Below are 12,402 nucleotides of genomic sequence, written 5' to 3' on the forward strand. Positions count from 1 at the left end.
CCCGGCACCGGAACCAACGCCAATCCCCACCCCGGCACCGGAACCAAACACCCCGATCAACAGCCAACCTGATGTTCTGCAGACGCAGCAAACGGTAGTCAATACTACGCAACTTCCCTCGGCGAAGCCGGAGGAACTACTCAGCAACCGAGGTGCGTCATCGAACAATGGCGGCGGCGCGCCGTCCAACCCCTCATCCGGGCGCGGCACGCCATCCGGCACCCCTGATGACGATGATGACGAAAAGAACAATTCGTCGTCCGCATCGAATCCAGGCACCCAACAAGGAAGCACACCAAATGCAAATGTCAAAAAAACCTATTGCAATTAAGTTGCTGCACCTTGCGCTGCTGGCCGCGGCCTGCCTGCTCGGGCAGGCCCACGCCCAAACGGCCGGACAGGTGATCAACCTTTCCGGCCCGCTGTTTGCCATCAAAGGCGATGGTGTCAAACGTGTCATGTCCGTTGGTTCAGAGGTTGAAGCGGGTGACACCTTGATCACGGAAGCAAAAACTTACGCGCGCATCCGCTTTGCCGACGCCAGCGAGGTGACGCTACGTCCGGAAAGCCGCCTGACGGTAGAAGGATTTACCTTCAAACAACAGGAGCCAGCCAGAGACAATGCCGTATTCAAGCTATTCAAGGGCGCCATGCGCACGGTAACTGGGCTGGTCGGCAAACGCGGCAACCAGGATGCTTACAAGCTGAATACGCCAACAGCGACCATCGGCATTCGGGGCACACAATTCATCGCAGAATACATCCCCGATGAAAACACCCGCGAAGTGGCACACCTGCCTTATGGCATGCCGCTGCTTGCTGCACTGACATTCGGCACGGAAGACACCTTGAGCGATGTGAGTAGTGGCCTGTTCGACGTACAGCCACTCCTGGCCCAAGCCCCTCCGCCGCCCCCAAGGCCAGGTAACGCCATGGCGCCGGGTCTTTATGTACATGTGATCGATGGTTTGATCCACTTGACCAATGCCGGAGGCTCACAAAACTTCTCGGCGGGACAGTTCGGATTTACACCGAGCTTCCGGCAACCTCCGGTTATCCTGCCGAACAATCCTGGCTTGCAGTTCAGCCCGCCGCCGGCGTTCAACAACCCGATCAATCAGCCCGGTTCCAATCAGTCAGGCAGCCAAGGCGGGAGTGGTGCCGTCAGTTGTGAAGTTCGCTAGCTTGGCAACGGACTAGTTTCCCGATAACCAAGTCCCTGGATGACCGACAAAGCCGGCGCGAGTAATCAACTCCCGCCGGCTTTGTCGCGTTGGTTCACGCTAAAATGGCCTCCCTTTTGCGGCACTGCACCATGAGCGAAGAAACCCAGCTGAGCGATAGCGAAGAATTGCAGGAGCGCCTCGTCGAGGTGCAGACCCTGCTCGCCCGCCACAAGCTGGTCGAAGATCTCGCGCATCGTCAGGAAGGGCCGCGGCACGACATTGTCGAATCGATTGTCCACCGCCAGCATCTCAATGAGTTGCAACATCTGCTGGCCCCCATGCACCCGGCAGACATCGCCTGTGTGCTGGAAGCGCTACCGACCGACGAACGCCTTATCGTCTGGGATCTGGTCAAGGCCGAATACGATGGCGACATCCTGCTTGAAGTCTCGGATGCAGTTCGTGAAAGCCTTATCGAATCGATGGCGCCGAACGAACTGGTCGCTGCCGCCGAAACGCTGGACGCCGACGAACTGGCCGACCTTGCACCCGATCTGCCGCAAGGTGTTATCGATGATGTGTTTCGCGGTCTGTCAGTCGAAGAGCGCGAGCATTTACGCGCTGCGATGTCCTATTCCGAGGACTCCGTCGGTTCGATCATGGACTTCGACATGGTCACCGTGCGCGAGGACATCACGCTCGAAGTCGTCTTGCGCTACCTGCGTCGTTTTGAAGAGTTGCCCGACCATACCGACCAGTTATTCGTCGTCGACCGCGATGAGCACCTGAAAGGCGTACTACCGCTTAATATCCTGCTGGTCAATGAAGTGGACGTCGAAGTCGGCTCATTGATGCAGACCGATTTCGTTGAACTAGAGCCGGACGACGAAGCCGAGGACGCAGCAAAAGCCTTCGAGCGTTACGACCTGGTATCGGCACCAGTCGTCGATGCGGACGGCAAGCTCATTGGCCGGGTTACCGTTAACGACGTGGTCGACTACATCCGTGAAGAGGCCGAGCAGGAACAGCTAGCCCACGCCGGTCTGAAGGAAGAGGAAGACATCTTCGCGTCGGTCTGGGACTCGGTGAAAAACCGCTGGGCTTGGCTGGCAGTTAATCTGGTCACCGCATTCCTGGCATCGCGGGTGATTGGCGCGTTCGAAGGATCGATCGAAAAGTTGGTCGCGCTGGCCGCATTGATGCCGATTGTTGCCGGCATCGGCGGCAACTCCGGCAACCAGACCATTACCATGATCGTCCGCGCCATCGCCATGGGCCAAGTCCAGCCGGATGCCATGCGCCGGCTGCTGCGCAAGGAGCTGGGGGTGGCCAGCATCAACGGCGTAATCTGGGGTGGTTTACTCGGCGTTGTCGCTTGGTGGCTATACGGCAGTTATCAACTCGGCATCGTAATGACCGCTGCAACCACATTGAACCTGCTGCTCGCCGCCTCGGCCGGCGTGGGCATTCCCTTGCTGCGCCAACGCTTCGGCGGCGACCCGGCGATGGGCGGCTCGGTATTGATTACCGCCCTGACCGACTCCGGGGGCTTCTTCATCTTTCTCGGGCTGGCAACGCTGTTCCTGATGTAAGCCAGCGAGCCGGCTCCTTGCTGCCGCCCAGGCGCTGCACGATACGATCCGGCGACAGCACCATCAGGATGCGCCGCTCCGCATCGTCCGGCAGAGGTTTGATCAGGCTGTCGATCATCGAATTGCCTTCGTTCATCATCTCCGGCAGGGCTTCGGCCCGTTGCGTCGCAATATCGCAAACAGCACCCAATTGGTCGACCAGCAGGCCAAAACGCGTCTGCTGGTTCGCCGCATTCACGATGACGATCTGCTTCCGGGCATCCCCCTGCGGCAAGCGCCGCCGCTCGATGGCCGCCCGTTGCGGACAAAGGATGGCCGACAGGTCGAACACACTGAGCGCCTGATCGTCGTACATCAGGCAACCGACGATGCAACTGCCCATGCTCGGCATCGGCGTGATGCGTGTCGCATCGACCGCCTCGACGACCTGGCTGGAGTGAATGCCGTACCAGTGGCCGGTCAGGTAAAAACTGGCGATATCGATAGCGTTTTCCGGTTTGCTTTGTCGCGTGGCGAAATGGTCGACCGCAACATCACGCAATGACTGCAGGGAATCGGCGTCGACGATCCGCTCGGAGAGAGGCGAGAAGACCAGCGCGACCACATCGTTGCGCCGCCCGTCAGTCGTCTGGCTGTATTCCCGGTAGCCGGCGCTCATCGCCGAACCGACCGCGTAATAGCAGCCATCGTGGATGATCACGTTGCTACAGCTGGCGCCGGGCTCAAGGTGGAAAAACTCGTAACCGATCATCAGCGGCATGCCCGGCTTGAGTTCCGGGTTGGTGCTGGCGACCACCCGACCGTTGCGCTCGGCAAATACCGCGAAGGCGCCAGCGACCGGCTTGCCGTCGGCCTGCCGGGGCAGGGCATCTTCCAGCATGGCGCGGAATTGTGGCGTTGAATCGAAAACGATGGCGATGCCGCCGAGCGGTTCGTCATCATGCGGCGAACGGATGGCGGCGCTGAAAATGTAGGTCTGCTGGTTGTCGTAAAGCGGCGTATCGGCAAACTCCGAGACGCAGTAAGACTGGCTGTCGGCCAGTCCCAGCGTCGGCCGGACCCAGGCTGCATTCAGTATCTTGCCCGGCAGGTCGTTGTAGGCCGGATTTGAAACGGCGACCACCCGGCCGCTTTGATCGAACAGGATCAGGTTGCTATACACCGTGTACAGGCCATTGATCCGGCGCAGCGCATCGGTCAGGCGCTGGCGCTGCACCTTGTCGTTGCCCGGCGAGTTGGCCAGCACTTCGGCCAGCGCTTCATGGAAGTCGCTGTTGAGCGCCCACCAGCGGCAATCGTTGGCGCGCTCGTAAAGATTGCGATCCATGATGTCGATGGCCAGCGCGGCCTGCGTGGCGCAATCGCACAGCACGGACGACAGCACGGTCTTGTACAGATTGGTCGTCGACTCGGCAAAGATATTCCGCGTGCGCACGCCGGTGCTGCCGATCTCGCGCAGCAGGACCTTGGCAAAGGCCGCGCTGTGCGATGCCGCAGGGTCGCGGGCCAGCCAGACGTTGCCGTTCCATACCGCGCGGTTCAGCTCATGCTGGATGTTGGCCGCCCGGGCTGGCATTTCGCGCAGCACAGGGCTGAACAGATGCGTCGTTTCCAGCACGCAATGGAGAAAATCCTCTGGCACTTCGACCAGTTCGCCGTCGCTGCTTTCCTCGAAGGCATGCGTCAATGGCGCCAGCGCATGGCCCACCCAGCCGGCACCGGCATAACCCTGATAGCCCTGCGTGGCACGCGTCGTGGCGAGGTATTCGCGACCGGCGAAACGGATGACCCGGCCGTTGTCATCGTGCACACTTTCCAGGCGGGCGCCGATGGGCAACTGATAGGGATCGCTGCTGGCGATGACCCGATTGTCGGCGTCGAGCAAGGTCAGGACGGTCCAGTCGTCCTCGGCCAGCAGGTTGGCGAAAATGCGCTGGCATTCGTCCTGGAAACGGAAGCACAGGCACAGCACGCCGACCGGCTCGCCTGCGGTCGACTCGACGCGATGGGCATAAATCAGCGGGGTGGGATCGCCCGGCAACAAGTCAGTAGGACGGAAGATTTCCAGGTAAGGCGCTGGCGAACTGAGTGCTTCGCCGAGCAGCGGGTCCTGCGTGCGCAAGGCCGCTTGCTGTCCGTCGAGTCGGGCGAGGATTTCGCCGCCGGGGGCGAGCAGGATGATGTCGTGGTAGACCGAATACTTGCGTACATATTCGGCGAAGCGGGCTTCCAGTTCGGCGCGCCCGGCCGCTGCCTGTGCCGGCGCCAGCGTGGCCTGTTCGGCAAAAGCGCAGATTTCGCTATCGGTCGCCAGAAAGCCGATATCCGCCGTCCGCTCAAACAGGTTGCGGGTCAGCACATCGATCGATACCCGGGCACCGGCATCGAGATGGCGCACTGCTTTCTTGTAGTGTTCAAGCGCCAGTTGATCGAGCAACTGATCGGCCAGCTCGTTGAAAGCCTGGCGCATGGCGCTGATGTCGGTACCGGCGGACAGCAACTGTCCGAGCAAGGCCAGATTGTCGTAAGCCCCCTGGATTTCGGTCAGGCTTTTCTGGTCGGCGTGCAGGCCGGACATGTAGCGGGAAAAATCGCCTGCTTGGCGGGACGGACGGGAAGGACGGGACTCGGAACGTTTGCGCATGAAGAAACCTATGTGGGACTCAGGGACTCCGCTGCGACAGGCAGGGGAACCATAGGCTGCTTTTGCAAAAAGGATGCCGGCCGAAAATCAGCCGGAAAGATCAGGAAAAACGCACCAAACCGGGGTTTTGCTGCGAACTATGACAGCGCCCTGCACCGTCCGGCATCCATTGCACCGGTTTGGTGCGTGATTCAGTGGGTGTCGGGTGTCAGCAGCTTCAGTCCGACGATGCCGGCAACAATCAGCCCGATACTGAGCAAGCGCGCGACTTCGCGCGATTCGCCGAACAGGTACATGCCGAGCAGCGCCGTGCCCACCGCGCCGATGCCGGTCCACACCGCGTAGGCCGTGCCCAGCGGCAAGACCTTCAGCGACCAGCCGAGCAGCGCGACGCTGGCAATCATCGCCAGCACCGTCCACACGCTCGGCCACAGGCGGGAAAAGCCCTCGGTATATTTCAGCCCGACAGCCCAGCCGATCTCGCACAGGCCGGCGACGAACAGGATGATCCAGGCCAGCCCGCTACTCATTTTTTCAGCGTCGCAAAATAGGCGTCAGCGGCGGCGATGGTGCCAGCAATATCGGCATCGCTGTGCGCGGCCGAGACGAAACCGGCCTCGAAAGCCGACGGCGCGAAGTAGTGGCCGGCGTTCAGCATGGCATGGAAGAAACGGTTGAACGCTTCCTTGTCGCAAGCCAGCACTTCGTCGTAGGTGCCGGGGCATTTTTCTGCGAAATACAGACCGAACATGCCGCCGACGTTCTGTGCGGCGAAGGCGATGCCGTGTTTTTTCGCGGCCGCCACCAGACCGCTGCACAAGGCTTCGGTTTTTGCGGTCAACGCCTCGTAAAAGCCTTTTTCCTGAATCAGTTTCAGCGTGGCCAGACCGGCCGCCGTGGCAATCGGATTGCCGGACAAGGTGCCGGCCTGATAGACCGGGCCGACCGGGGCAATCTGTTCCATGATCTCGCGCTTGCCACCGAAGGCACCCATCGGCATGCCGCCGCCGACCACCTTGCCGAAGGTGGACAGGTCCGGCGTGATGCCATAAAGCCCCTGCGCGCTCTTCAGACCAACCCGGAAACCGGTCATCACTTCGTCGAAAATCAGCACTGCGCCATGTTTTGCGGTCAACGTGCGCATTGCCTGCAAAAAGGCCGGCGTCGGCGCAATCAGGTTCATGTTGCCGACCACCGGTTCAACGATCACGGCAGCGATCTTGTCGCCATGTTGCGCGAAGGCGTCGGCCAGTTGCTGCGGGTCGTTGTAGGCCAGCACCATCGTGTGCTGTGCCAGATCGGCCGGCACGCCGCTCGACGACGGGTTGCCGAAAGTCAGCGCGCCCGAGCCGGCCTTCACCAGCAGGCTGTCGGAATGGCCGTGGTAGCAACCTTCGAACTTGATCAGCACGTCGCGGCCGGTATAGCCGCGCGCCAGACGAATGGCGCTCATGGTCGCTTCGGTGCCGGACGACACCAGGCGCACCATGTCCATCGACGGCACCAGTTCGCACAGCAGATCGGCGATTTCGACTTCCTTTTCGGTCGGTGCACCGAACGACAAGCCATCGACCACTGCGGCCTGCACGGCGGCGATCACGTCCGGGTGGGCGTGACCGAGGATCATCGGCCCCCAGGAACCAACGTAATCGGTGTACCACTTGCCATCCGCATCCTGCACCTTGGCGCCCAGCCCCTTCTGGAAAAACACCGGCGTGCCGCCGACCGAACGAAAGGCGCGCACCGGCGAATTGACGCCACCGGGAATATGGCGCTGGGCACGTTCGAACAGTTGCTGGTTGCGAGAGGTCATGACTGGGCTTCCTGGAAAAGTTGTTGATACTGGGCGGCGCGCACTGCAATGTCGGGCGCCGCGAATAAATCGGTAATGACGGCCAGCATATCGGCACCGGCCGCGATCAGCGGTGTCGCGTTAGCCAGCGTGATGCCGCCGATGGCACAGCTTTTTACGGTCAACCGGTTTTTTGCCTGAAAAAACAGGTCGACCGGCGCCCGTACGGCGGCCGGCTTGGTCGGCGACGGATAGACCGCGCCAAAGGCCACGTAATCTGCGCCTGCGGCGGCCGCCGTTTCGGCCAGTGCGAAATCGGCATAACAGGAGGCGCCGATGATGCGCTGCGGCCCGAGCAGGGCGCGGGCGAGTTGCAGGTTGCCATCCTCCAGACCGAGATGCACGCCATCCGCATCAACCAGCTGGCACAGCAGCAAATCGTCGTTGATCAGTAGCTTGGCATCAAAGTGGCGAGTCAGCGTCCGCAGCGCATGGGCGCGGGCCACCCGTTCGACCATGCTGCTGCTTTTGTCGCGGTATTGCAAGATGCGGCAACCACCGGCCAGCGCGGCTTCCACGTCGCTGAGCAGATAGGCTCGCTCACTGCGCTCCGGCGTTATCGCATAAAGACCGCGTAGTTCAGGCTGCGCCATCGTCCTGTCCTTCGACTTGCCCCTCGGCTGGCGGGATATCACCGGCCGCATCCGCATTGTCTTCGCCCCGGGCCCAGAACATGCGGTCGGGAATGAACTGCCCCATGCCGCCGCGAAAACCGTTTTTCAGCGCCTGCCAAGTGTAATCCTGGGCATCGCGTACCGCTTCCTCGACGCTGGCGCCGCCGGCCAGACAGCCGGCAATGGCCGAAGCCAGCGTACAGCCGGAACCATGATAGCTGCCGGGCAGGCGTTCCCAACGGTCATGCCGAATGATGCCGTTTGGCCCGTACAGCGTGTTGATGACTTCCGGCGTGTTCTCGTGCGTGCCGGTGATCAATACGTATTGCGCACCCATTTCGATCAGTCGTTCGGCGCAGGTATCGATCGACGGCTCGCTTTCATCCTCGTCGCTTTCGGCCAGACGCCGTGCCTCGGGTGCATTGGGCGTGATGATCGTCGTTTGCGGCAGCAGCATTTCGCGCATCGCGGCGATGATTTCCTCGTCCGACAGATCGTCGCCGCGTCCGGAAGCCAATACGGGATCGAACACCAGCGGGATTTCCGGGTAGTCGGAAAGAATCTCGGCCACCATCAGCACATTCTCGACACTGGCCAGTACGCCAATCTTGAAGGCCAGCACCGGCATGTCTTCCAGTACGGTGCGCGCCTGCTGTTCCAGCAAGTCAGCTGCAAGCGCTTGCACACTCAATACCCCGCTGGTGTCCTGAACCGTGATGGCAGTCAAGGCCGTTAGCGGATGACAGCCAAGGCTGGCCAAGGTCAGGATATCGGCTTGAATACCGGCGCCGCTAGTCGGATCGCTGGCCGCGAAAACGAGAACCTGCGGGGGATTGGCAGGTGAAGGCGAGGCTGTCTGCATCAGAAAATGGGCGCACAATATGCGTCAAAAAGCGGAAAATCCGAATTGCAGGATTCTATCCGATTACGGCAAAGGGCCGCCGATTTGTCCGGTAATGCATTTCGGGTTTCCAGATTACAGTCTGATGGCGGTTCCGTAGTAAGATGCATGAATATCGAATGTGCGCCTAAAGACACTCAGGGGGCTTGGATTTGACAGATTTATCCAGACTGCGCGGCATACGGGTCATGGTCATTGATGACAGCAACACCATACGGCGAAGCGCCGAGATTTTTCTCGTGCAAGCCGGGTGTCAGGTCGTCCTGGCCGAAGATGGCTTCGATGCCCTGGCAAAAATTGCCGACCATCAGCCTGCCATTGTTTTTTGCGACATCATGATGCCGCGACTGGATGGTTATCAGACATGCGCGCTTATCAAGAAGAATGCCCGCTTCAAGTCCACGCCGGTGATCATGCTTTCATCCAAGGATGGCTTGTTCGACAGGGCTCGTGGCCGGATGGTCGGGTCAGATCAATATCTGACCAAACCGTTCACCAAAGATAGCCTGTTGCAAACGGTTGCCGCATTCGCACTGCCGGCCACCACGGAAATCAACCAGTAGTTCAGGGAGCAAGAATGCCCGTCAAAAATATTCTCGTCGTCGACGATTCTCCGACCGAACGTTTTTTTACGGTCGACGTACTGACCAAGGCTGGCTACCTGGTCGCCACCGCCGAGAACGGCGAAGATGGCATCGCCCAAGCCAAGGCCACCAAACCCGACCTGATCCTGATGGATGTCGTCATGCCCGGCCTGAATGGTTATCAGGCAACGCGCACCTTGTCGCGGGATGAAGAAACCAAGCACATCCCGGTCATCGTCTGCACTTCCAAGGGCCAGGAAACCGACAAGATCTGGGGCTTGCGCCAAGGCGCTGTCGATTACCTCGTCAAACCACTGAATCCACAAGAACTGCTGCAGCGCATCGCCGCCCTGCCCTGACCATCATGGCCCGCAAGAGCAGTCTGCGTGATTTTCAGTCCTACCTGGCCGGCCGCCTCAGCGATGCCGCGCTGGGGCACGGTGCAGCATCCTGGCTGGGTATCGATGTTAGCGGTGAAGCCTGGCTCATTGACCTGTCGGATGGTGGAGAAATCGTCCAGGCACCACAACTGGCCAACGTACCGCTGACTTATCCGTGGTTTTCCGGGATCGCCAATGTGCGTGGCAATCTTCACGCCGTGACCGATTTTTCCGCCTTCCTCGGCAGTCAGCCGACACCACGCAATGCCAACGCCAGACTATTGCTGATTGGTGCCCGTTACGGCTCAAACGCCGCCTTGCTGGTATCACGCATGCTGGGCCTGAAAAAACCTGAACACTTCAATGAAACAACGGCCGACAACACGTTTCATGCCTGGGGCCGACAGCGTTTTACCGACGCCGACGGACGTGTCTGGCGCAAACTCGCCGTCAGGGAACTGCTGGCTGACCAGCGTTTCATGAACATCGGAATATAAAAAGACGGGCCCGCGCGGGCCCAAGCGGAGGATGGAAATGGCATTTAGCTTCAAGCTCCCAAGATTCGGGGCATCCAGAAAAAACGTATCGCCGCTCACCATCACGGGAGGCGACGCACCAACAACGCCGATCAAAACGGGTATCAAGCATCCGTTTTCGGGCAAGAACGCAACACAACAGATGAAAATGCTGGGTGGCATCTTCGTTGCTGCCTTGTTGGTCATTGGTATTCTTGTTTTCCAGGACAATCAGGACTCGGCACACGGGACCGCCTATGTCGCAGCGGCAGGCGAAATGCGCATGCTTTCCCAGCGCCTGGCAAAAGCTTCTTCGCTGGCCTTGCAGGGCAATCAGAACGCATTTGCCCAACTCAGGGAATCCCGCACAAGCTTTGCCCAATTGATGGAGCGCCTGAGTCAGGGCGGCGAACTGGGCAAGATCAGCGTCCCGGCATCCCCTGGATCGGTACAACCCCAACTCAACGCACTTGCCGAGCGCTGGACACAAACGGCCAAGGATGCGGAAACCGTCATTTCACAGGAAAAAAACCTGATTGACCTTGGCAAGAACGTCGCAACTATCGATGACAACAATTCGGTGATGCTGGAACTGACCGAACAGGTTGCTGCGCTCAAACTGCAAGGCGGCTCGTCAGCACGCGAGATTGCCTCGGCCAATCAGCTCGTCATGTTGACGCAGCGTATTTCCAAGAACGCATCTGCCTTGTTGGTCGGTTCGGAAATCAACCCGGAAGTCGCTTTCCTGCTCGGCAAGGACACCAACAACTTCCGCGAATTGATGCAAGGCTTGGGCAAGGGCGGCGGCGATGCGGAAGCTCGAATAAAGACCGAAGCACTGGAGGCCGCCTTCAAGGAATACGAGGCCGCCATTTCAGGCATTCTCGGCAATATGCAGCCACTGGTTCTCTCCAAGCAAGCCGGTTCACGCATTTTCCGGGACAGCGAAGAACTTCTCAAAGCCACCGAGGCATTGGCTCTTGGCTATCAGGAAAGTTTGAGCGGAAGAGGCTTTTTCATCCTTTCCCTGCTTGTCTTGATCGCGTTGGCACTGGGCTCTCTGGCCATGCTGGTTCGCGTCTATGTCGATGATGCGAAACGGCGAACCCATGAAGTGGAACAACAGCGCCTTGGCTCTGAACAGGTCAATCGCGAGAACCAGGACGCCATTCTGCGCCTGATGAACGAACTGGGTGATTTGGCTGATGGCGACTTGACTGTTACCGCGACCGTTAGCGAAAACATTACCGGCGCCATTGCCGACTCGATCAACTACACAATTGAAGAACTCCGGGTTCTGGTTGGCCGGATCAACGATGCGGCAAACCGGGTGACAACAGCAACCGAAATCGCTCGCCAGACCTCGGCCGAGCTGCTTGCGGCTGCCGAACGGCAATCCAGCGAAATTCAGGAAGCCGGCCAGTCGGCACTGGCCATGGCGCGCTCGATGAACGAAGTCTCGGGTAATGCCACACAGTCTGCCCAGGTGGCAAACCAGTCCCTGATGGCAGCCGAAAAGGGTACGCTGGCCGTACAGGACTCGATCAAGGGCATGAACGAAATCCGCAACCAGATTCAGGAAACCTCGAAGCGGATCAAACGCCTTGGCGAAAGCTCGCAGGAGATCGGTGAAATCGTTGAACTGATTTCCGACATTACCGAACAGACCAACGTGCTGGCACTGAACGCTGCCATTCAGGCCGCGTCAGCCGGCGATGCAGGGCGCGGCTTTACCGTGGTTGCGGAAGAAGTGCAGCGACTGGCGGAACGTTCGGGCGAAGCAACCAAGCAGATTGCCGCGATTGTAAAGACCATTCAGACCGATACACAGGATGCTGTATCAGCCATGGAACAATCGACCCAGGGTGTGGTCGAGGGAGCGAAGCTGTCCGATGCGGCAGGCCAGGCCCTGTCCGAAATTGGTCAGGTGTCGCGTAACCTTGCTGACCTGATCCAGAGCATTTCCAGCTCAACGCAGAACCAGGCCAATTCGGCAACCCACGTTGCCGACCTGATGCAGGATATTCTGCGCGTCACGGAACAAACCACGGCAGGTACGCAGCGCACAGCCGAGGCGGTGGATGAATTGTCTGCACTGGCGTCGGAACTCAAGGGTTCGGTCGCCGGCTTCAAGGTCGACTGACCAATAAACGC

The 12,402-nt window shown here is 59.7% G+C and carries 11 protein-coding genes and 1 pseudogene; 7 read left to right on the forward strand and 5 right to left on the reverse strand.

Annotated features, from left to right (window positions below; translation table 11 throughout):
- From RCI20_RS13575 to mgtE, 3 genes and pseudogenes are all read left to right on the forward strand, one after another.
- Positions 1-331, forward strand: a pseudogene (locus RCI20_RS13575) (hypothetical protein); the annotation flags it as partial.
- Complete coding sequence (locus tag RCI20_RS13580) at positions 306-1,184, forward strand: FecR domain-containing protein (protein WP_306606404.1); 879 nt, start codon at positions 306-308, stop codon at positions 1,182-1,184. The pseudogene RCI20_RS13575 and the gene RCI20_RS13580, both read left to right, overlap by 26 nt.
- Positions 1,185-1,315: 131 nt before the next feature.
- A complete protein-coding gene (gene mgtE / locus RCI20_RS13585; RefSeq protein WP_306606406.1) occupies positions 1,316-2,758 on the forward strand; it encodes a magnesium transporter in 1,443 nt (480 codons plus the stop codon).
- Here mgtE and RCI20_RS13590 read toward each other — a convergent pair.
- The 5 genes from RCI20_RS13590 to RCI20_RS13610 all read right to left on the reverse strand — a co-directional run bounded on the left by RCI20_RS13590 (position 2,721) and on the right by RCI20_RS13610 (position 8,730).
- Positions 2,721-5,402 (reverse strand): chemotaxis protein CheW, encoded by a 2,682-nt coding sequence (locus RCI20_RS13590; protein ID WP_306606407.1) that lies wholly within the window; start codon positions 5,400-5,402, stop codon positions 2,721-2,723. The two genes, mgtE and RCI20_RS13590, sit on opposite strands and share 38 nt — an antisense overlap.
- Before the next feature lie 191 nt (positions 5,403-5,593).
- Positions 5,594-5,920, reverse strand: coding sequence for a quaternary ammonium compound efflux SMR transporter SugE (gene sugE / locus RCI20_RS13595; protein ID WP_373691525.1), 327 nt, complete (start codon positions 5,918-5,920; stop codon positions 5,594-5,596).
- A gap of 8 nt (positions 5,921-5,928) precedes the next feature.
- On the reverse strand, positions 5,929-7,215 hold the full coding sequence (hemL, locus tag RCI20_RS13600; protein ID WP_306606409.1) for a glutamate-1-semialdehyde 2,1-aminomutase: 1,287 nt from the start codon (positions 7,213-7,215) through the stop codon (positions 5,929-5,931).
- The gene (thiE, locus tag RCI20_RS13605; RefSeq protein WP_306606411.1) at positions 7,212-7,847 is read right to left on the reverse strand and encodes a thiamine phosphate synthase; all 636 of its coding nucleotides are present in this window, start codon (positions 7,845-7,847) and stop codon (positions 7,212-7,214) included. Before thiE ends, hemL begins: the two co-directional genes overlap by 4 nt.
- The gene (locus RCI20_RS13610; RefSeq protein ID WP_306606413.1) at positions 7,834-8,730 is read right to left on the reverse strand and encodes a hydroxymethylpyrimidine/phosphomethylpyrimidine kinase; all 897 of its coding nucleotides are present in this window, start codon (positions 8,728-8,730) and stop codon (positions 7,834-7,836) included. Before RCI20_RS13610 ends, thiE begins: the two co-directional genes overlap by 14 nt.
- Positions 8,731-8,957: 227 nt before the next feature.
- Here RCI20_RS13610 and RCI20_RS13615 point away from each other — a divergent pair, with 227 nt between their 5' ends.
- The 4 genes from RCI20_RS13615 to RCI20_RS13630 are packed head-to-tail and all read left to right on the forward strand — an operon-like array spanning position 8,958 to position 12,391.
- The gene (locus RCI20_RS13615; protein WP_306606450.1) at positions 8,958-9,332 is read left to right on the forward strand and encodes a PleD family two-component system response regulator; all 375 of its coding nucleotides are present in this window, start codon (positions 8,958-8,960) and stop codon (positions 9,330-9,332) included.
- Between the two features lie 14 nt (positions 9,333-9,346).
- Positions 9,347-9,712, forward strand: coding sequence for a response regulator transcription factor (locus tag RCI20_RS13620; RefSeq protein WP_306606414.1), 366 nt, complete (start codon positions 9,347-9,349; stop codon positions 9,710-9,712).
- 5 nt (positions 9,713-9,717) lie between these two features.
- Positions 9,718-10,230, forward strand: a complete 513-nt coding sequence (locus RCI20_RS13625; RefSeq protein WP_306606415.1) for a chemotaxis protein CheW — start codon at positions 9,718-9,720, stop codon at positions 10,228-10,230.
- Between the two features lie 37 nt (positions 10,231-10,267).
- Positions 10,268-12,391 carry a methyl-accepting chemotaxis protein gene (locus tag RCI20_RS13630; RefSeq protein WP_306606416.1) on the forward strand — a complete coding sequence of 708 codons (2,124 nt, stop codon included), beginning with the start codon at positions 10,268-10,270 and terminating at the stop codon, positions 12,389-12,391.
- The last annotated feature ends 11 nt before the right edge of the window (positions 12,392-12,402 follow it).

The organism is Azonexus sp. (assembly GCF_030824335.1).
In the GTDB taxonomy this organism is placed as follows: Bacteria; Pseudomonadota; Gammaproteobacteria; order Burkholderiales; family Rhodocyclaceae; genus Azonexus.